This window comes from Streptomyces sp. NPDC038213 (genome assembly GCF_055600495.1).
The window spans coordinates 13,538-33,176 of the sequence record NZ_JBVJYM010000047.1 but is presented as its reverse complement, the minus strand read 5'-3'; the positions used below and the strand labels follow the sequence as shown (position 1 = coordinate 33,176).

The 19,639-nt window shown below is 69.7% G+C and carries 20 protein-coding genes and 1 pseudogene; 11 read left to right on the top strand and 10 right to left on the bottom strand.

Annotated features, from left to right (window positions below):
* The first annotated feature begins 326 nt into the window (after positions 1-326).
* Positions 327-899, top strand: coding sequence for an EF-Tu/IF-2/RF-3 family GTPase (locus ACZ7JZ_RS34615; protein ID WP_470946752.1), 573 nt, complete (start codon positions 327-329; stop codon positions 897-899).
* 99 nt (positions 900-998) lie between these two features.
* On the opposite strand, the gene ACZ7JZ_RS34610 is transcribed toward ACZ7JZ_RS34615, so the two are convergent.
* Positions 999-1,247, bottom strand: a complete 249-nt coding sequence (locus ACZ7JZ_RS34610) for a glycosyltransferase (RefSeq protein ID WP_470946759.1) — start codon at positions 1,245-1,247, stop codon at positions 999-1,001.
* A gap of 148 nt (positions 1,248-1,395) precedes the next feature.
* Between ACZ7JZ_RS34610 and ACZ7JZ_RS34605 the strand changes: the two genes are divergently transcribed.
* Entirely contained in the window at positions 1,396-2,133 is a 738-nt protein-coding gene (locus tag ACZ7JZ_RS34605; protein WP_470946748.1) for an NUDIX hydrolase, read from the top strand.
* Between the two features lie 17 nt (positions 2,134-2,150).
* Here the strand turns inward: ACZ7JZ_RS34605 and ACZ7JZ_RS34600 are convergent, their stop codons facing one another.
* Both ACZ7JZ_RS34600 and ACZ7JZ_RS34595 read right to left on the bottom strand, forming a co-directional pair.
* Positions 2,151-2,351, bottom strand: a complete 201-nt coding sequence (locus ACZ7JZ_RS34600) for a hypothetical protein (RefSeq protein ID WP_470946745.1) — start codon at positions 2,349-2,351, stop codon at positions 2,151-2,153.
* Between the two features lie 111 nt (positions 2,352-2,462).
* A complete protein-coding gene (locus ACZ7JZ_RS34595; RefSeq protein ID WP_470946742.1) occupies positions 2,463-3,821 on the bottom strand; it encodes a transcriptional regulator in 1,359 nt (452 codons plus the stop codon).
* Between the two features lie 258 nt (positions 3,822-4,079).
* On the opposite strand from ACZ7JZ_RS34595, the gene ACZ7JZ_RS34590 reads away from it, so the two are divergent.
* The 5 genes and pseudogenes from ACZ7JZ_RS34590 to ACZ7JZ_RS34570 all read left to right on the top strand — a co-directional run.
* Positions 4,080-5,369, top strand: a complete 1,290-nt coding sequence (locus ACZ7JZ_RS34590) for a class-III pyridoxal-phosphate-dependent aminotransferase (RefSeq protein WP_470946740.1) — start codon at positions 4,080-4,082, stop codon at positions 5,367-5,369.
* A gap of 73 nt (positions 5,370-5,442) precedes the next feature.
* Positions 5,443-6,687: a hypothetical protein gene (locus ACZ7JZ_RS34585; protein WP_470946736.1), complete on the top strand. Its 1,245-nt coding sequence runs from the start codon at positions 5,443-5,445 to the stop codon at positions 6,685-6,687.
* Between the two features lie 82 nt (positions 6,688-6,769).
* Positions 6,770-8,092 (top strand): UDP-glucose dehydrogenase family protein, encoded by a 1,323-nt coding sequence (locus tag ACZ7JZ_RS34580; protein ID WP_470946733.1) that lies wholly within the window; start codon positions 6,770-6,772, stop codon positions 8,090-8,092.
* A 300-nt stretch (positions 8,093-8,392) separates the two neighbouring features.
* Complete coding sequence (locus tag ACZ7JZ_RS34575) at positions 8,393-9,055, top strand: HAD-IA family hydrolase (protein WP_470946731.1); 663 nt, start codon at positions 8,393-8,395, stop codon at positions 9,053-9,055.
* A 40-nt stretch (positions 9,056-9,095) separates the two neighbouring features.
* Positions 9,096-9,377: pseudogene (locus tag ACZ7JZ_RS34570) on the top strand (transposase); the annotation flags it as partial.
* Positions 9,378-9,532: 155 nt separating this feature from the next.
* On the opposite strand, the gene ACZ7JZ_RS34565 reads toward ACZ7JZ_RS34570, so the two are convergent.
* From ACZ7JZ_RS34565 to ACZ7JZ_RS34550, 4 genes are all read right to left on the bottom strand, one after another.
* The gene (locus tag ACZ7JZ_RS34565) at positions 9,533-10,162 is read right to left on the bottom strand and encodes a DUF397 domain-containing protein (protein ID WP_470946757.1); all 630 of its coding nucleotides are present in this window, start codon (positions 10,160-10,162) and stop codon (positions 9,533-9,535) included.
* 156 nt (positions 10,163-10,318) lie between these two features.
* Positions 10,319-10,765 carry a hypothetical protein gene (locus ACZ7JZ_RS34560; RefSeq protein WP_470946728.1) on the bottom strand — a complete coding sequence of 149 codons (447 nt, stop codon included), beginning with the start codon at positions 10,763-10,765 and terminating at the stop codon, positions 10,319-10,321.
* Positions 10,766-11,139: 374 nt separating this feature from the next.
* On the bottom strand, positions 11,140-11,556 hold the full coding sequence (locus ACZ7JZ_RS34555) for a hypothetical protein (protein ID WP_470946725.1): 417 nt from the start codon (positions 11,554-11,556) through the stop codon (positions 11,140-11,142).
* A 6-nt stretch (positions 11,557-11,562) separates the two neighbouring features.
* A protein-coding gene (locus tag ACZ7JZ_RS34550) for an IS3 family transposase (RefSeq protein WP_470946722.1) occupies positions 11,563-12,827 on the bottom strand; the annotation gives its coding sequence in 2 pieces (ribosomal slippage) (positions 11,563-12,572 and positions 12,572-12,827; 1,266 coding nt in all).
* Here ACZ7JZ_RS34550 and ACZ7JZ_RS34545 point away from each other — a divergent pair.
* Positions 12,726-13,511 (top strand): RHS repeat-associated core domain-containing protein, encoded by a 786-nt coding sequence (locus ACZ7JZ_RS34545; protein WP_470946755.1) that lies wholly within the window; start codon positions 12,726-12,728, stop codon positions 13,509-13,511. The genes ACZ7JZ_RS34550 and ACZ7JZ_RS34545 overlap by 102 nt on opposite strands.
* Positions 13,512-13,513: 2 nt before the next feature.
* Complete coding sequence (locus ACZ7JZ_RS34540; RefSeq protein WP_470946720.1) at positions 13,514-13,966, top strand: hypothetical protein; 453 nt, start codon at positions 13,514-13,516, stop codon at positions 13,964-13,966.
* A 57-nt stretch (positions 13,967-14,023) separates the two neighbouring features.
* Here the strand turns inward: ACZ7JZ_RS34540 and ACZ7JZ_RS34535 are convergent, their stop codons facing one another.
* Positions 14,024-14,170: a hypothetical protein gene (locus tag ACZ7JZ_RS34535; RefSeq protein ID WP_470946717.1), complete on the bottom strand. Its 147-nt coding sequence runs from the start codon at positions 14,168-14,170 to the stop codon at positions 14,024-14,026.
* Between the two features lie 72 nt (positions 14,171-14,242).
* Here ACZ7JZ_RS34535 and ACZ7JZ_RS34530 point away from each other — a divergent pair, with 72 nt between their 5' ends.
* Positions 14,243-14,845, top strand: coding sequence for a transposase (locus ACZ7JZ_RS34530; protein WP_470946715.1), 603 nt, complete (start codon positions 14,243-14,245; stop codon positions 14,843-14,845).
* 484 nt (positions 14,846-15,329) lie between these two features.
* Here ACZ7JZ_RS34530 and ACZ7JZ_RS34525 read toward each other — a convergent pair whose 3' ends face one another.
* Together ACZ7JZ_RS34525 and ACZ7JZ_RS34520 are read right to left on the bottom strand one after the other, a co-directional pair.
* On the bottom strand, positions 15,330-16,601 hold the full coding sequence (locus ACZ7JZ_RS34525; RefSeq protein ID WP_470946713.1) for an IS256 family transposase: 1,272 nt from the start codon (positions 16,599-16,601) through the stop codon (positions 15,330-15,332).
* Positions 16,602-17,324: 723 nt separating this feature from the next.
* On the bottom strand, positions 17,325-18,719 hold the full coding sequence (locus ACZ7JZ_RS34520; protein WP_470946711.1) for a sporulation protein: 1,395 nt from the start codon (positions 18,717-18,719) through the stop codon (positions 17,325-17,327).
* A 189-nt stretch (positions 18,720-18,908) separates the two neighbouring features.
* Between ACZ7JZ_RS34520 and ACZ7JZ_RS34515 the strand changes: the two genes are divergently transcribed.
* The gene (locus ACZ7JZ_RS34515) at positions 18,909-19,637 is read left to right on the top strand and encodes a hypothetical protein (protein WP_470946707.1); all 729 of its coding nucleotides are present in this window, start codon (positions 18,909-18,911) and stop codon (positions 19,635-19,637) included.
* Positions 19,638-19,639: the final 2 nt, after the last annotated feature.

The window sequence follows — 19,639 nt, the reverse complement described above, 5'->3', positions numbered from 1 at the left end:
GCCGATTGACGCCCGTCGAGTACGAAACCATCATGGCCCCTCACACAGCACTCGCTGCGTAAACCCCAACTGTCACCCGATCACGCAGCAGTCCCAGTTCATGGGTCGCAACCACGAGGGGCAGCTCTACTCCAGCGGCATGAAGTACGGCCAGCTGGCGCGGTGTGTTCGGCCGTAGGCCGTCTCGTCGGCCCGCCGATGGCAGTTACGGGACAGCCCTTAGGGCCTGTCCGATGGAACGCAGCACCGATCAGGCACAGGGTGGGCAGTGGCCGCTGTTAACCTCGGCAGTTCGTTGATCGTTGGTCGTTGGGAAGGGAGCCCAGATGGAAGCACCGGGCAGGCCGTTCCTGATGCATATCGGAGATCTCTACTGGCAGAACCAGGGCAGGGTGGTCATGCTGGCCGGCCTGATCGAGCGCGGGCGGGTTCGTAAGGGTGATGCGGTGGAGATCGTCGGTTTCGGTGGGACCGCGCTCGTCGCCGTCGAAGAGATCGAAGCTTCTCGGCGGTATGTCGACGAGGCGAGTGCAGGAATGAACGTGGGCTTGTTGATTCGTGGGGCGGCAGTCGGCGCGGTGGAGCGGGGGCAGGTGCTGGCGGCACCTGGCTCAATTAGCGGACACGCCCGTTTTGCCGCGGACATCACGCTCTTGTCCGAGGAGCACGGTGGTACTGAGGTGCGCACTGGTGAGCGACTCCACTTCCACTTCGGCACTGCCGCTGTAGCAGGAGACGTGACGCTTACCGGGGAATTGGATGTCTTGAATCCGCTCCACCGGGGCGACGTGACGATCACGCTTGAACGGCCTGCCGCCTTGGAGGAAGGACAGTCCTTTGCTTTTCGGCACCGCGGGCGGGCTGCTGGCTCAGGGCATGTGATGCGCATTCTCGACTGAGCCCCGTCGTCCTGCTCGCCACCGCCCTCGTCACCGTCGCCGCGCTGCTGGCCGCGGTCGGCGCGGGCAAGCTCGCCCGCCTGGACAACGCCAGCTACCTCACCGCCCTCGGCCGTTGGCGCCCGGCCCGGTGGTGGTGAGGATGTCGAGGGGGCCGCCGATCGCCGCGGCGACGGGCGGGGTGCCGCAGGCGGCGGCCTCGACGTAGACCATGCCGAAGGACTCCCACACCGAGGGGGCTGCCATGAGGTCGGCGCAGTTCAGGCCGTCGGGCAGCTCGTCGTGGCCGCGGTAGCCCAGGAAGAAGACGTCGTCGGCGATACCGAGACAGTGGGCGGTCTCCCACAGGTAGTTGCATTTCGCATTCCCCGGGCACGCCGCCCCACATCAGCAGGACGGGCGACACGGCGGTCGCGGGACGGGAGGCATCTTCGGCGCCCGGCCCGCGCGCACCGCGACGGCGGGGAGACGGTCTTCGGAGCCCTACGATGGGCGGGTGTCCGAGACGCTGCCCCGTGTGGTCGACCTCTTCGATGTGGAACGCCTTCAGCTCACCGAGGTCGAGGCGCCGTGCCTGTCGCCCGCGGACGAGGCAGCGAGGGACCGCGTGTGGGAGGAGGCCGTCCAGGCCAACCCGGCACTCTTCGACGGCCCGGCGGTGGCCTGCGCGGGACTGCAGCGCCCCGGCCCGGGGGTCCTGCATCTCGACTGGGTACGGGTCACCTACCGCCACTACGCCCTGCGCCGGGTGCCGGGCGCGACGGCGCTGCCCTCGCTGTTCGTGAACGTGCTCCAACCGACCGTGGACGGCCGTGTGCTGGCGGCCCGGATGTCGCCTTCCACGGCGGCCCCCGGCCGTTGGCAGCTGCCCGGGGGGTCGGTGGAGCCGCCGCCGGGCGGTGGGCGTCTTGAGGAGCCGTGGCTGGCGGGCCAGGCGGCGTGGGAGCTGGCCGAGGAGCTGGGTCTCCATGCCGGCGCGGAGGTGTTGCGTCTGTGGGCCGCCACCCGGGGGGAGAACGGCAGCGTGGGCCTGACCTACCTCGCCCCCGCGCGTCCCGAGCCCGCGGTACGGGCCGCCTTCGATGCTGCTGCGGGTGCCGAGCGTGCGCAGGGCCGTGAGCCCGAGCTCGACCGGATCGCCTTCGTGCGCTCGCCACGGGAGCTGGCCGGCCTGACCGGGCCGCACGCCGACTACCTGGAGCCCCTCGTACGGCGCTTCGCCGACGGCAGCTGAAATGCGGTAAGTACGGCTCAGATACCGGCGAGGAACCCGCGGCCGCGCTCGTCGAGCTCGGCTGCGCACCGCAGCCCGCGGGCACGGAAGCGGGCGAGGTCGCCGCGCATCCGAAAGACGGCCTTGCGGGTGCGGACGGAGCGGACGCCGTTCATGTTGTCGATGGCCTGGTGCCAGGTGGCGCAGGCCTGCTCGATGCTGCCGCGCTTGAGGTGCATTTCGGCGCCGGCGACGAGGTCGAGGGCGACGATCCGCGCGTAGGTGGTGGCGGGGCGGCCGGTGGCGGTCAGGGCGTACTGCTCGGCGGCGGCGCGGTGTTGGCGGTCAGGTCAGGCTGCGTAGTCGAGGAAGTCGCGGACCGTGGGGATGTGCTGGTGGTCGGCAAGTTGTGTGCGGAGTTCTTCGAGGGTGCTGGTGGTGCGGGCGGAGTCGATACCGCCCATGGCGGTGATGACCTGGTGGCCGGTGTCGAGGGCGGCGTCGATGTCGCCGAGGGCGAGGTGGGCTTCGGCCTGGCGGACTTGGTAGATCACGGCGCCGCGTACTTCGCGGTTGCTGTCGTAGGGGTCGTCGTGGTGGAGGGCTGCGTCGAAGTGCTCCAGGGCGCGCCGGGGCTCGCTGAGGCTGAGGGCTGAGCTGGCGGCGACCTGGTGGAGCTCACCGTGGTTGATCCAGTACATCGACGGCAGGTCCGCCTCAGGGACGTCGGCGTGGCTGTAGGTGTCGAAGGCGGCGTCGATGTGGCGCCAGGCGGGGGTGGGCGCTGCGGCTTTGGAATGGGCGCGGGCGGCGCGGGCGTGGAGCATGGCCACGACGCGGGGTGAGGAGACTTTGCGGCGGTCGGTGAGGGCTCCGTCGAGGAGGTGGAGGGCGCCGCGGGCATCGTGCGCGTTGTAGCGCAGGTTGGCCCAGAAGGCGAGCGTCACCGCTCCCAGGGTGTGGTCCTGCGCGGAGGCGGAAGCGCGCAGGGAGGTGACGAAGTGCCGTTCGGCGGCTGCGTGGCGACCGTTGTCGTAGGCGCACCAGCCGGCCAGGCGGGATGCCTCGGCCGCGGCTGCGAACAGGTGCCGTGCGGTCTGCTCGGTGTAGGAGGCGTTCTTGAGGAGGTCGGTGATCAGGCGCAGTTCCAGGATGGCGGCGTCGTAGACGTGGGCGGCGCCGACCGTGTCGTCGAGGTGGCGCAGCGCGTCCAGGCGTACGTCGAACAGGGCGGCGGCTTCGGCGCCGACCCGGCGCCGCTGGTCGGTGACGGCCAGGGCTGGTTCGGCAGTGGTCCATTGCGCGACGGCCGCGGCCAGCGTGCTGGTGGAGACGATCAGAAAGCCGCGACGGTCCACAGGACCTCCCACATCCGTCAGTGCTGTCACCGTACCCGCTGCGGTCCAGGGTGACTCCAGTACGGCCTGGTCGTCATCGAGGGCCAGGAGCAGGAACCCGGGCCAGCCGTACCGGTCCACGTCCGCGCGGTCGATGCCGTGAAGGCTGGCGATCGCCATGAGCGCGGTCCGTTCGGGGGTGACGCCTTCCCGGGTCCAGCGGGTGGCCTTCTCCTTGCGGTGGGCCATCGCGCCGTACCCGAGGGCCTGGTGACGGTCCGCCACCCGCTTGAGGTAGCCGGACGCGGTCAGGCCGTGGCGGGCCATCAGCGTGGTGAGCGGGTGCGTCTCGACAGCGGTGGCGGTACTCACAGGCGCTCTACCTCCCCGGAAACAGGGCCTCAAGTCTCCCCGCAGCACCGGGGCACTGTGAAGACTTCACGGCCCCGGAGGCAACGGGGGGCAACCGGACGGCAACAGGGAGCAACGTGCGGCGCCTTCTCCTGGCGCCCTGCCCGGGCCGACCGTTAGCGGTGCCCGCCCGGTCGAGAGGCGGGCCGCCTGTTGCAGGCCGGCGGCCGACACGTGCTCCGGCCCGCTCCGAGCGCACACCGTGAAGGGAGAACTCCCGTGGATGCGAACGTACCCCGCGAGCGGCTGCTGACCTCGTCGCGGCCGATGCCGGACTTCGACGTCGTGAGTGCGAGCGGGCCCTGGCTCCACCTTGCCGACGGCCGCCGCATCTTTGACGGGTCCAGCGGGCTGGTCTGCGCGAACGTGGGCCACGCCAGCGCCAGGGTCCGCAGCCGCGTCAAGGCCCAGTCCGCCCGCTTCTCCTTCGGAGGGGCGGCCGTCGTACGGCCGCACGTCCAGCTGGAGCTGACCGGCCGTCTGTGCCGGGCCGTCGGACGCCCGGACGACTCGGTCGCCCTGGTGACGTGCGGGACGCTCGGCGTCGAGGTCGCCATCGGGCTGGCCCGGAACATCACGCGGGTCCGCGACCGCAAGCGCCGTGGCGACATCCTCACGTCCACCCTCAGCTACCACGGCAACAGCGCACTCACCCTCGCCCTGGCCGGCAACCACGCGCGCAGGCCCCGTGAGAGCGACGCGCTCGGTATTGGCCCCGCCTTCCCCGCCCCGTACGCGCCAACACACGAACACAGCGGGGGCACCTGCGACGCCTCCTGCGCGCAGGAGGTGGCGAAGGCCATCGATGCCCGGGGTGCGGAGAACGTGGCCGCGGTGCTGATCGAGCCCGTGAACGGGACGACGGGCGGCGCATACGTCCCCCCGCCCGGATACCTCAAGCGCGTCTCGCAGATCTGCCGGGAGCGGGACGTCCTGGTCATCCACGACGAGGTCCTCACCGGCCTGTGGCGCACCGGGACGCCCCTGGCCAGCGACCACTGGCAGGGCGCGGAACCGGACCTGGTGATCCTCTCCAAGGGGCTGGGCGCCGGCTACACCAGCGTGGCCGCCGTGCTGGTCTCGCCCGAGCTCGCACCCCTGATCCGCCACGAGGCCGCCGACCCCCTCCCGGCGATGGGGACCATGGCCGCCAATCCCCTCCAGGCGGCGGCCTGCCTCGGCGTCCTGGACGAGCTGGAGTCCATGGACACCGGATCGTTCACGGCCCACGGGGAGCGGCTGGGCGCGGCCCTGCGGGAACTCCCCGGCGTGGGGCCGGTCAAGGCGGTGCGCGGGCTGGGCCACCTCTACGGGGTGGAAGTCGCACCGGGCCGGCTGTGGCCGCTGATGAAGCAGGCCGAACGCCACGGGGTGTTCTTCTACCCCTTCACCGGCGCCGGCCGGCCGCAGAGCGAGGGCCTCGTCGTCGCGCCCCCGCTGACCTCGACCGACGACGACATCACCTTCGTCATCACGGCGCTGCGCGACGCGGTCACCGCCCTCAGCTAGGCGCCTGGGCTTCCGGATCAACCACCGCTCCCGACCAGGGACGGAACATCGCATCAGAGAGCGAGGACACGGCATGAAGTTTCCCGTCACGGTCATCGACCAGCTCGACGAGACCCAGCTCCGCACGTGGCACGACTTCTACGGGGTCAACGCGGACCGGCCCCGCTACGAGGAGGAGGGCATCTGGCGCCGCACCCAGCAGCTTGAGACCGCAGCGAACTCCGGCTGGACGGCAGAAGGTGATGCCCGGCGCCGGATCGTCCACTACTGGCACCGGTTCGGCTTGGTGGACACCACCGCGGCGCCGTCGCTGGCCATGCAGGAGATGTACCTCTACCACTCGGTGGCCGCGCCCAGGGACGAGATCAACGAGGCGTGGGAGCAGAACCACACGATGCTGGCCGAGGGCGGCTGGAAGGAGGTAGGGCCGGGCCGGTTCGAGCTGGGCGACCTGCGCGTCCACATGATCCGCGTCGAGGAACACCCGGAGGACGAGCGGGCGGGCCGTCGGCTTCCGGCCGGCTACGAGGTCATCGACACCACGTTCACCTCCGTCAACACCTTCCCGCCCCGGGCGGTGCGGCGCCGCCCGTGGGAGGTCCTGACCCACGGAGTCCGCGTCAAGGACATCCCCGGCCAGCCGACGTACGCCGACACCTTGGAGCAGCTGAAGGACTTCCTTCCCTTCCAGGTCGAGGCGGGCTGCGGGGTCTCCTACGAGGCCGGGATCCCGCCGCTGCACCGCCTGCACGAGATCTACCACGTCAACGAGATCGAGGACGAACTGCTCGGCAAGGGCTTCACCTTCGTCCTGGCCCCGGGCCGTGACCCGCTGCTCGCGCAGATGCTCCTCGACACCGAGGAGAAGGTGCACGAGCTGTCGGACATGTACCGGACGTGCTTCAACGCCGAGGTCACCCCCGCCCTGCACGCACTCAAGCGCATGGAGAAGGCCGGGTACATGGTCGGCCCGTTCATCACGAACAACTTCGACGCGCTCGGCGCCCGCGCCGGATTCGACGAGGAGTTCATGCGCCGCTACGACCAGAGGATCCCGCCGGTCACCTTCCACCCCGACGCCAAGGCCCTGGTGGTGATCGGGCTGCACGCCGACCGCCGGCACGTCGCCAAGCGGGCCCGCGAGCGCGGCCTGAAGGTGTTCCTCGTCGACCCCGAGGGCTTCCCCCGCCCGGACGGCTCCTGGTTCGCCTACCCGCTGGAGGGACCGCAGACCGGCGACATCGTCGTCCGCAAGACCGCCGCCGACGCGATCGGCGAACTGGAACAACTGCTCGAAACCGGGCCGACCAGCGCCTGAACACGGGGGCCGGGGAACAGCAGTAGCCTCTGCGCCAGTTCCCCGGCCCCCCCGGCCGACGCTCCAAGGAGAGAGTCAAGGAATGCGCGTTTCAGTAATCGGCTGCGGCCACCTGGGCATCCCGCACGCAGCCGCGATGGCCGAACTCGGCCACGAGGTCATCGGCGTCGACATCGACCAGACCAAGGTCGACCGGCTCAACACCGGCGAATGCCCCATCTACGAAACCGGCCTGCCCGAACTGCTCGCCGCCCACACCGGCAGCGGACGCCTGCGCTTCACCACCGACATCCGCGAGGCCGCCGACTTCGCCGAGCTGCACTTCATCGGCGTCGGCACCCCCATCGACGCCGACGGACGTTCCTACGACACCGCGCAGGTCTACGGCGCCATCCGCCAGCTCGCCCCCCACCTCGACCGGCCGTGCACGATCGTCGGGAAGTCCACCGTCACCGTCGGTACGACCGCCCAGGTCACCGCCCTCGCCCACCGCCTGGCCCCCGCCGGCACCGCTGTGGACGTCGTCTGGAACCCGGAGTTCCTCCGCGAGGGCCACGCCGTCCAGGACACCCTGCGCCCGGACCGCCTCATCGCCGGCCTGACCACCGCCGAAGCCGAGAAGGCGATCCGCGCTGTCTACGCCCCCATCCTGGACGCCGGCGTCCCCCTGTTCGTCACCGACCCGCAGACCGCCGAACTCGCCAAGGGCGCGGCGAACACCTTCCTCGGCCTGAAGATCAGCTATATCAACGCCGTCGCCGACATGTGCGAGGCCGCCGGCGGCGACATCTCCCAGATCGTGGACATCCTCGGCATCGACCCCCGCATCGGCAGCGGCGGCATGCGGCCCGGCATCGGCTACGGCGGCGGCTGCCTCCCCAAGGACGTCCGCGCCTTCACCGCCTCTGCCCGCCAGCTCGGCGCCACCCGGGCCGCCGACCTCCTGCGCGCCGCAGAGAAGATCAACGAAGCCCGCACCGACGTCGCCATGGACCTCATCACCCGCGCCCTCGGCGAACGCCCCTTCAGAGGCACCCGCATCACCGTGTGGGGCGCGGCGTTCAAGCCCGGAACCAACGACGTCCGGGAGTCCCCGGCCCTCGCGCTCGCCCACGCCATCCAGCAGGCCGGCGCCACCGTCACCGTCCACGACCCCCAGGCCGTGGCCACCGCGATGAGCCGCAACCCCGAACTCGACTACACCGACGACCTGACCGCCTCCCTCGACGGCGTCCACGCCGTCGTGCTGGCCACGGAATGGCCCGAGTACCACCAGGCCAACCCCGACACCCTCGTGACCCGGCCCGCCGCCCCTCTGCTCGTCGACTGCCGCACCACCCTCGACCCCGCCCCCTGGCGCACGGCCGGCTGGACCGTCCACCAGCTCGGACGCCCCGACAAGTAGAACCGGCGCGCCGCGGCGGAGCCGCCCGACCCCATCAACCCCGGAAGGCCCGAGGAGCGCGAGGAGCTGATCCAGCTCCTCGCCGAAGACCGACTGCCGCACCGACCGCGCCGACAGGAACGGCGCCCTCGGGCAGGGGGCCGGAGCCGAGAGTGCCCCGGCCTGGATGACGAGCCGCCCGGACGCAACGAAGCGGCCCTTCCCCCAACTGGCTTGGGGGCGGGGCCGCTTCATGCGTTCCGCGCTCATGGCGCGCGGTACCGTCCCGGGTGAGGCGCTTCACGAAGGGACCTGCATAGGATGACGTACGCCACCGACAGTGCCAACGGCCGCCGCCCCAAGGGGCTGATCCTCGACTTCGCGGGTGTGCTGACCGCGGACCCCCGCCCCGTCCACCGCGCATGGTGCGTGGCCCAGGGCCTCGCTCCGGAGGCATGGCGGGCCACCCTCAGCGACCACCCGGAGGGACGGCGCCTGTACGCCGCCCTGGAGGTCGGCGAGATCGGGCAGGCCGCATGGAACACCGGGACCGCGGCCCTCCTCGGCGCCGACATCGACCCCGTGAACCTGATGGGCCGGGCCTGGTCCGGGGTGCCGACCGCCCGCCGCATGGTGGCCCTCGCCGAAGCCGCACGGGCGGCCGGCATGCGTCTCGCCCTGCTCTCCAACAGCTTCGGTCTCGACCCCCACAACCCGTACACCCATGCCGGGATCTGGGACCTGTTCGACGTGCACGTCGTCTCCGAACTCGAAGGCATCGCCAAACCGGATCCGGCGATCTACCGGCTCACCCTCGACCGGCTCGGCCTGCCGGGGGAGGAGTGCGTGTCCGTGGACGACCACCCGGTCAACCTCCCACCTGCCGCCGCCCTCGGCATCACCACCGTCCTCGCCGCCGACGAAAACGCCGGCGTCGCCGAACTCGAAGCGCTCCTCGGGGTATCAGCCGTGCTGACGGCCTGACCTCGTCAACTTCCGGCCGGACAAGGGCTGTCGCCCCCACCGCCGCCGCCTGGTCCGCGCGCTCGGTGTGAAGCCACTGATCGCGCGACGCGGTACCGAAGACGGTTCCGGACTCGGCACTCAACGCTGGGTTGTTGAGCGCACCTTCGCTCACCTGCACTGGTTCCGCCGCCTGCGGATCCGCTGGGAGATCCGCGACGACATCCACGAAGCCATCCCCACCCTGGGATGCGCACTCATCTGCTGGCGACGCCTGTCACAGCACCCGATCCTTCCCCCCGTCGCAGTAGCCGGCCTGCCGTCGGCAGCCGCGAGGGTGTAGGGCTGGGACGGCCGGGCTGCTGAGCGGGTTGCTGCCGAGGCCGGCCGTGCTGCGCTGACGGTTCGTCGGCTGGGTGTGGCCTGTCGCCTTACGAGCGGGGCCCGGATTCCCCGCTGCGGGATGGGGAATCCGGGCCCTGGTCGTTCTGCGGTTGGTCAGGCGGTCGGGGCTGGTTCGCGGGTGGCGTGGGGCAGGAAGGCGGTGAAGGCGGCCGGGGTGAGGGCGATGGCGGGTCCCGTGGGCCGCTTCGAGTCGCGGACGGCGATGAAGCCGCGGGTGGGCCGGAGGTCGGCGATCTCGATGCACTGCTCGCCGGCGTCGCTGAACGTCGACTTGCGCCAGGTCGCCTCGGACAGGTCGGTGGCGTACAGCCTGGTCGTGTCGGTCATGACGGTGTCGTCCTCCATGATGGATTTGATCCTTTCCCGTGAGTTGTCGACGGGGAGTGCTGCGGCCACGATCCGTTCGAAGGCGGCCTCGTAGACCTTCACGTCGTCGGTGGCCTCGGCGAAGGCGCCGCCCCGGAGGGTCTCCACGCTGATCACGGTGGGCCAGGGGTGGGGGAACTTGACGATGTGGAACGGGCCCGCCATGCCGACCTGCGGATGGTGTCGGCGGGATCGTCGATGTCGGTGATGACCACGCCGCTCGCCGGTGCGGAGGCAGGTGTGTCGGTGGGGTGCGGGAAGAACGAGGCGGCCCGTTCGGCGAGTCCCGGCTCGCGGTCGGCGGTCTGGTCCCGCGGCGGGCGGTTGTGGTGGACCTGGTCGGGCCGCACAGCGCAGGCAGGCGCCACGAAGTGCCGGATTAGCGACCGGCCCTTTCGTGGCGCCCTGAGGTGTGACCGTGGTCCTATCGGTCTGGTCAGCACCTTGGCTAGCTGGTTCGGCAAATCGACTTCCGAACCCTAGTCACGGTAATCGGACCGGACTGACGGCGCCTCACCAGATGTCGAAGGATGATGCGTGATTGTTCATGGCCCCGTACGTATTGACGACGGAATTCTTCGGGTTGAATACGGTGGCGCCGTACCACTGGTGCTCCCAGAGGCGGATCACGCACCCCGAAAATGTTTGGCCTGACTCGAATCGGTCATTCCAGGGGGCGTATATGTAGTCGCTCCAGCTTGCACCAGCGTCGCACGTGTTGTTCAGGGTCAAAATGAGGCTCGTGCCCGAACGGCTCTGCTTGTCCCACAGAATTGCCCCGACGGTGGCAGTCGTTCCGAAGGAGCCGTTCGCTCTCTGGGAATCGAACTTCTTCAGTGCCTGGGTGGCTTCTGATATGGAGGCACCGGCAGGCAGGTTGACGGCGTTTTTCGTCGCGAACGCAATAGACTGCGGCAGGCTTGCAAAACAGACCGTCTGCTTGCTTGACTGTGACGCCACACAATGCTTCTTCGCGGCCGATTCGCTTGTGGTGGAAACGCTCGCCGCGTGAACGGTTCCACTGCTTATCAGTACAACAGCGGCAGATGCCACTCCTGCTGCGAGATGTAACTTCCGCATCGGACTCCAGGTAGGTGAGAGGTGGCCTTTTCGGCGAGTCGCTATCAAACTCCAAAGCTCCTGAAGGTTGCAAGAGTGCGACCGTAATGCGGAATTCAAAGATCCGGTTCAGTTGTCTCGAAAAGGGCTAGTAATTTGACGCAATCCCATGAATGGCCGCGAGATTCAGTCAGCGATCGGCGACCCTAGACGGCGCCCCACGTGGCCCTCTCACCCGCTACCAGGGGTCCGGGGCACCCAAAGGGGACGGTCCGTCAAGCTGGCCGGTTCAGGCGGCTCTCCACAAACCCGGAGAGGCGCGGTACGAATGGGTGCGGCGGTGGCACCGGATGGGCGTCAGCGAGGCCGGGTGGGCCGTGCCTGTTCATGGGAGCCGCGGTAGTGATCATGGCTGCCACGAGGTGACCAAGCCTGCTCCGCCCATCATGCAGGTCCCACTGCTCGACGAGCTCGCTCAGCTCGGCCGGCGAGTCGACCTCGGGCACCGGGGTGAAGTGGTTGCGGCGGAAGGAGCCGATCTGCCCTTCCGCGCCGCCCTTCTCGTGGGCGCCCTCGACGCCAGGGCGGCAGTAGAAGCTCCCGATCCCGAAGTGCGACCGGAACGCGATCCACGGGTCTGCCGCACGATCGGGTGACATCTTGATCTGAGGCGTCCCCCGGAGCGTGGACACGGGGTTTTATGCTGCGAGTGTGAGTTTACGTTCGCGCTGGTGCTGTTGTTCGGACTCGACGGGTGAGTGGTAGCCGAGGCTGCTGTGGCGCCTTCGGGCGTTGTAGTAGGTGAGCCACTGGAAGATCTCCAGCCTGGCCTGACGGACCGTCGTGAGCACTCCTTGCAGTGCTTCTCTCTTCAGCCCCTGCCAGAAACTCTCGGCCAGGGCGTTGTCGTAGCTCGACCCGACACGACCCATGCTCCTGCGGATGCCGAAACGGTTGCTGACCTGGGCGAACGCCGTTGAGGTGTATTGCGAGCCCCTGTCCGCGTGGAAGATCACTCCCTCGACGTGGCCGCCGCGGGTCGTCACCGCCATCGTGAGCGCGTCGGTGACCGGCGAAGTGCGCATGTGAGTGGCCATCGAGTAGCCGAGCACGCGGCGCGAGAAGATGTCCAGGACGCACGCGAGATAGAGCCACGTGCAGCCGACCTGCACGTATGTGATGTCACCGCACCACTTCTCGTCCGGATTCCCGGCGGTGAAGTCGCGTCGGACCAGGTCCGGGGCGGGCGGCGCGAGCCGGTCGGGGACGGTGGTGCGCTTGCGCCGCCGTAGATGCCGGCCCTCGATCCCGTTGACGCGCATCAGCCGCTCGACCCGCTTGCGGTTGACCGTGTGTCCGGACCCGCGCAGTTCGGCGTGGACGCGGCGGACCCCGTAGGTGCCCCGGTGGTCGGCGTGGATCTCGCGGATCTCCGCGACCAGGACGTCGTCATCGGCCCGGCGGGCCTCGCGGGCCTCCGCCCGGCGGGCCTCGCGGGCCTCCGCCCGGCGGGCCTCGCGGGCCTCCGCGCCGGCGAGCCACCGGTAGTAGCCCGAGCGCGAGACCCCAAGGACCCGGCATATCCGCTGCACGCCGAAGTCGGCGCGGTGGACGGAGATGAAGGTCCAGCGGCCGGTCATGCCCTCATCTCCTTCGCGAAATACTGGGCAGCCCGCCGCAGGATCTCCCGCTCGAGCTCCCACTCCTTCTCGGCCTTCCGAAGTCGGCCGAGCTCCGCCCGCAGCCGCACCAGCTCCTCGTCCCGGCTCTCGGCCGCGTCCCCGGCACGGGCCTGGCCGCGGCCGGCTTGTTCGTCGGCCTGGCGCACCCAGGACCGCAGCGTCTCGCCGGTCACCCCGACATCCGCCGCGACCCCCGCGTACGTGCGCCGGCCATCCGCCGCACGCCACAGCGCGACCGCATCGTTCCTGAACTCCTCCGGATACGGAGACCTACGTCCCACCAGGACACCCTTCCTCGGACCATCAAGATCCATTGTCAGAGTGTCCACACCCCAGGGGTCGCCTCAGTCTCCAAGGCCCCCGTAGCCCTGGACAGCGACGAGTTCGGCAACCCGCGCACCGGCCAGCAGTCCGCACGCTACGGGTGGCTCGGCGGCCAGCAGCGCTCGTCAGAAACCGTCTCCGGCACCATCATGATGGGTGTGCGGGTTTATAAGCCGGCCACCGGGCGCTTCCTTACCTCGGACCCGGTGTACGGCGGCTCCGCCACGGCCTACGACTACGCCAACCAAGACCCGGGCAACCAGTTCGACCCCTCGGGCCGGTACGCGTACGTCCGCACCTGCGGAACCTACTGGCGATGGTGGGGCTACTCCTTCTCCTGCACCTTCTACGTGACCCGCTTCCACACAAAGATCATCAAGGAGGACATCTCCACGATGGGCGGCGCGGCCGTGGCCATCGCTGAAGCCGCCCTGTGCACCCGCCTCAGCCACCCCGTGGCCGTCGGCGCCTGCATCGGCCTCGCCTGGGCCTACACCTGGTGGGCCGTTCACCACCTGAACGCTGCAACAGCCCGCGGGGGCTGCTTCACCTGGACCTTCGGCGCCACCGTAGGCTGGGGCATCCACGGCTGGGCCCGGCCCGGCAACGTTAGCAAAACCCACCGAAACTGCCGCAGGTAGCCATGCAAGGACGAGAGAGAACCACCATCGAATTCAGGGTCACCCCCCTGCAGTACGCGGCCCCCGTCATGCTGGGCCTCGCCCTGGGCACTGGCCTTCTGTACACGGCACTTGGCTTCACCGCGGACCCCATGACGGCCGGGGACCTGCGAACCTGTGCGTTGGCCGCCGCTGTTGCGGTCCTCGCTGCGCTGGTCCTGCCCAGGGCCCGTGGTGTCCGGCTCACCCGTGAGTGCCTGGTGGCCTTCTCGCCTTCCACACAGCAGGAACGCCTGATTCCGTGGGCTGAGGTCGCGGACATAGAGGTCTACCGGACCGCTGGCGTGCGCCGGGTCCGTGTGCGTCTGGTAACAGGTGAATGCCTGAGGCCTGCAGCCCCGATGTCGTTCCTCGACCTCCGTTTCGACAGCCGGGTGGCACAGCTGACCGACTGGTGGCACAACCACCAGCAGTGACGCAACCTTGTGCAGGAGGCCCCGTCGGCCACGGCGGGGCCTCCTCCCGTTCTGGGTTCAGGTTCGGTACGACAACACCGACTCACACAGCATGCTCTGCGCTTGCTCCTGGCCGAGCGCGCGGTGCAGCTCGTCCGTGCGCGCGGCCCACAGCCGATACAGCCGGTCCCACAGGGCCGCTTCGCCGGGCCACTCGTCCACCACCTCGACAACCAGCCGGGCGGAGCGGGCCTGCCGTTCCCAGACCGGGGGGTGCTCCGGCGTACGGCCCGGGTCATGACCAGCAAACTCGACCCCTACCGGCCCTACCTGGAGCAACGGATCGCCGAGGGCTGCACGAACCTGTCGACCCTCCACCGCGAGCTGCAAGAACGCGGGGCCCGCTGCGCCTACAGCACCCTGCGCGACTACGTCCGACCGCTGCGTCCCGGACGCCGGCCCGCAGCCAACCGCCCGCCGATGGCCCGGCCTCCCTCGCCCCGCGAAGCCACCCGCTGGATCATGAGCCACCCCGACCACCTGCGCGACGATGACCAGCTGCGGCTCAAGACGCTGCTGGCCCGTTCGCCCGAGCTCACGGCCGCCATCACCCACGTCCGGACGTTCGCGAGCATCATGACCAACCGTGAAGGAGAACGGCTGCGCGGATGGATCGCCGATGTCTGCGCCGATCAGCAGTGCGGCCTTGCCTCCTTCGCCGCCGGGCTGATCACCGACCTCGACGCCGTCGTCTTCGGCATGAGCACCGAATGGTCCTCCGGACCCGTCGAGGGCCGCGTCAACGACCTGAAAGCCCTCAAGCGCAGCATGTTCGGCAGAGCGAAACTTCCACTGCTGCGCAAGCGGCTCCTCCTGGTCGCGGCCAGCCGTCGGCCCTAACCTCTAGCTCCTCGGGCCTGGTGGTCCAGGAAATCGATGAGTCGTGTCTCCGAACGCAGAAGCCGTTCTCGCTGCTCAGGAGGAAGAGACGCGAGGAAGTCGACCAGGACCCGCTTCCGCGGGACGTGCACCATGTTGCCGGAGTAGATCCGGCAAGTGGAACACCAGGCGAGCCCGATACACCGCTCGAACAACGAGGACTCGGGCGGATGGAAGCGGTGCTGGTAGGAACTGACAGGCGTTCCGCAGTCGGCGCAGACGCGTCGATCACCGTCGGGAAGCGTGTCCCAGCTCCCGACCTTCCGCCAATGCTGTCGCCCGGCCGGTGCTCTTCAAGTCGTCATGCCCGGCATTCTCGCGCACAGAGATCCAACCAGTACAGCCTCTGCGTAGGACTCCGGCCGACAACAGACCGTAATCGCCTCTTGGACGCCTTCACGGAATCCGTGGGACGTGTCAGCGATCTTGTGTAAGTCGTCTGGTGTCATTGGATGCTGAGCCGGTCCTCGAAGAAGAGTGAGAACTGGTTCAGTGCCTCTTTCCAGTGTGCGGCGACGTGGTTGGCGTCGCGCGCTTTCGGGTTGATCTGCTCGCGGATGGCGAGGTAGAGGACCTTCAACGCGGCCTGTTCCGAGGGGAAGTGGCCCCGGTTGCGGGTGGCCTTGCGGAGGCGGGCATTCATCGATTCGACCATGTTCGTGGAGTAGACGACGGTCCTTATGGCCGGCGGGAACGCCAGGTAGGGCGTGAACTCGGGCCAGGCTGAGCGCCAGGTCCGGACGATCGCCGGGTATCGTTCGCCCAGCTCAGAGGCCTCGAAGGCGTTGAGGGCCTGCTCGGCTGCGGCCTCGGTCGGGGCCGTGTAGATCGCCTTCAGTGCCGGGACGAGCTTGGGATGGTCCCGCGGGGACGAGAGCCTGAGCGAGGCTCTCGTCAGGTGGATCACGCAGGTTTGGACGGTGGCCTTCGGCCATGTTGCGGTGACCGCGTCGGGCAGGCCCTTCAAGCCGTCGCAGGCCACGATGCAGACGTCCTCGATGCCCCGGTTCCGCAGCTCGGAGAGCACCGCCATCCACGTGGTGGCGCCTTCTCCCTCGGAGCCGACCCACAGCCCGAGGACGTCCTTGCGGCCGTCCATGTCGACGCCGACGGCCAGGTAGACCGGCTTCGACGTCACCGAACCCGACCGGATCTTCACCCACAATGCGTCGATGTAGATGATCGGCCAGACGGCATCGAGGGGACGGTTCTGCCAGGTCACGAGCTCGTCGATGACCGCGTCGGTGACCTTGCTGATCAGGTCCGGGCTGACCTCGACCCCGTAGATCTGGGCGAGGTGGGAGCGGATGTCGCGCACGCTCATCCCGCGGGCGTAGAGGGAGAGAATCCGGTCGTTGAACCCCGCCAGGCGGCGGGCGTTCTTCGGGACCAGACGTGGTTCGAAGTCGCCGTTTCGGTCCCGCGGCACCGCCAGTGTGACCGCGCCGGCATCGGTGAGGACCGTCTTGGGCGACGTCCCATTGCGGGAGTTCCCCGAGCCGTGACCTGCGGAGTCTCCGCGTTCATAGCCGAGGTGTTCACTCATCTCGGCTTCCAGGGCCCGCTCCAGGACGGCCCGGGTGATCTCCGTCAGGAGCCCGCCCTCGCCCAGCAGGGCTGCCCCCGAGGCGTCAGCCCGGTCGAGCAGCCGCTCGACCACCTCATCGACCGTCTTGTCCCCGGCCGCCGAGGCGACCGGCTGTGTCTTGTCTGCCATGACTCGTCCGATCCGCCTGGCCCGCAGGCCCGAGGCCGAGCCCCGGGCCAGGCTTCCACATCACGGACTTACACGATCTTTCAGACACGCTCAATCCGTGCCTCAACCTCTGAATCGGGACCGACTTCCGGTTCCAGTCGGCTCCGTCAGGTGTTCGAGCTCGAGCTCACCGCACGCGCGCGGGCACGTCAGGCCCGGGGCCACTTCAGGCCGGAAGTGAAGCGGCAACCAACTGGTACCGAGGAGGCCGATTTTGTGTGGCCAGTTCAGGGCGAGGAAGCCACCCGGATGTCTTGCGGACACTGGTGGCCGGGTTGAGGTGCAGGGCGGTGAACGAGCCGTCGTCGTGGGAGTCGGGGTCGGCCGCCCAGTAGGGGCCGTCGGCGTTGGTGAAGCGGTGCAGCTGCACCCGGCGGGCCCGGTGTGGCACGGCCAGGCTGCCGGTGGGCGCGGCTCGCGCCGTGTCCTGTGTGGGCTCGGCCCGATCGGAGGCGACGTCCTCACCGTTTGGCCGGTGCGTACTGGTCGCCGCTGTCCGAGCCCACCGGCGACTTTCCGGAATTCAGGGGTTCGCCCGCGGATGTCACCGGCTTGTCGGCGGACGTCACCGGTGGCTGGTGGTGACCGGCTGGGGGCTCCGGTGCAGCGCAGGCCCCGCCGTACCGTGGGCGGCATGGCGCCTGACTCCTGATGGGTCACCGCTCAGCGGTGTCCCATCGGGGTTCAGGAGACGGGTGCGAGTTCGGTGCGGGCGCGGTGGAGGAATTCGGCGACGGGCTTCTCGCGGTGCCAGGGGGTGATGGTGGTGGTGATGTCGGCGACGTAGTCGCGGGCGCGGGCGGAGGCGATGCGGCCGAGGATGTCGATGGCCCGGTGCCCGGCGGCGAGGCCCTGGTCGAGGTCGTGCTGCTGGAGGTGGGTGGTGGCCAGGACGGTCAGGCGCAGGCCGACCGACCGGGCGAAGCTGTCGGGGTTCATGTGGTCGGCCTGGGCGTTCCAACGCCAGGCAGCGGCAGGGTTGCACAGGTCGCGGTGGACCTCGACGGCGTCGGAGGCGAGGCGGGTGCGGGTGAAGTACTGGATCCATGCCGGCTCGTCGGGGTCGCGCTCCGCCTGCTCCAGGCAGCGCTCGGACGCAGCGAGCGCCGCGGCGGCGGCCCGCGCGTCGTTCGCTTTGGCGTGGGCGCGGGCCTCGATCAGCTTGGCGAACCCCAGCACCCGCTGGCCGGCCCGGCCGCGGGCCCGGTCGTAGGCACCCTGGGCCATGTCGATGGCCTCCTGGTGGTAGCCGCGCAGCAGGGCCTGGAGGGCCATGTTGGCCATGACGTGGCAGCCGATGTCCACTGCTGCGCCGGCCTTGGCCATCCGCAGGGCCTGGATGAAGTGCCGCTGGGCGATGTCGTGGTGCCCGGTGTCGACAGCGCTCCACCCGGCGACCCGGGCGAGTTCGGCGGTGACCGCGAACAGGCCGCGGCCGACCTCGTCGGTGTAGGAGCCGTGCAGCAGCGGGACGGCCCGCCGGGTGAGGCAGCGGGTGACCGAGGAGGCCCGCCAGGTCCCGCCGCCGTACTTCGAGTCCCACCGCTGCGCTTCGTCGGCCGCCTGCCACAGCTCCGCCAGGTCCTGGTGCCCGACCCGGCCGCTGCCGCGGTGGCCGGCGCCGGGGTCGGCCGGGACGCCGAGCCAGCGTGTGACGGGGGTCGCGTACGCGCCGACGGCGAAGGCCCTGCTCAGGAAGTCGCGGCGGTCCAGGTGTTCCACGGTGCTCCAGAAGTGAACGGCGTGCCGAACGGCTTCGGCGGTGTCCCGCGGGAAATCCAACCCGAGATCGGCCGCGTTCTCGCGCACGGCCTTCATACCGATCTCGGTGACGTCGACGGGCCGGCCGAGCCGTTCCCCCAGCGCACGCGCGATGAACCCGGGCACCGGGGCCTTGGGGGCCATGCCCCGGCGGGTCCAGTTCACGACACTCGTATGGGTGTAGGCCACGCGCAGCCCGGCGTGCCCGGCAAGCGCGTTGACCCGCCGGGCCAGTGCATGGTGGCTCATGCCGCTGGACGTCAGCAGGTGCTCCAGGGCGAGGTTGGGCGGCTTGGCCCGGCGGGTGCTCGGAGCCATCACGGCACCTCCTTCACGAAGACCCGGTCACGGCGGAGCGTGCCCGTGTCCGGAGCAGCAGGGTAGGCCCGCAGCACACGGGCCGTCGCCGGTTTGTGAGTTGTGAGCCCCCCTTGTGAGCCTGCCCAGTCCTGGGACAGCAGCGGTTTCCTGAAGGCATCCCACAGGCCCACCGGCACAGGAGCCGCCATGAGCCCCACCCTGCTCACCCCTGCCCCCGGGTCCGAGACCGTCGCCGACGAACTCGCCCCCGCCTACTACCTCCGCCACGACCAGCTCGGCACCTACGTCACCGGCCTGCTGGCCCGCTGCGCCACGGTCTTCGACATCAAGCCCACCCTGACCGCCGATCTCGACGACCCCGCCGCGCACGGCCTGATCGGGGGAGGCGTGATCGAGGACGGTGCGCACGTCACGGGCACGGTCATCGTCCAGGCCGGTGCCCGCATCGAGGCCGGTGCCCGCGTCGTGGGCCCGGTCCTGGTCTGCGAGGGCGCGGTCATCGCCGCCGGGGCGTACGTACGCGACCACGTCGTTGTCGGCCCCCGCACCCAGGTCGGCTTCGGAGCCGAGATCACCCGCACCCTTCTCGGCGGGACCGTCTTCGCCAAGCACGCCTGCTTCATCGGCGACTCCGTGATCGGCTCCGGCGTGAACTTCGGCGTCTTCTCCTCCACGACCGGCCTGATCTCCAGCGAGGGGCCGGTTACCGAGCCCGCTACGAAGGAGATCACCGTGTCCCTCGGCGGCCGCAAGTACGGCACCGGGCAGACGAAGTTCGGCGCGGTCATCGGAGACGGCGTCACCCTCTCCGCCGGAACCGTCCTGTGCCCCGGAACGCTGATCGGCCCCGGCACCGTCATCTACCCGCGCACCCAGCTCGGCGGCTTCATGCCCGCCGGCTCCCGGGTCCGGTGACC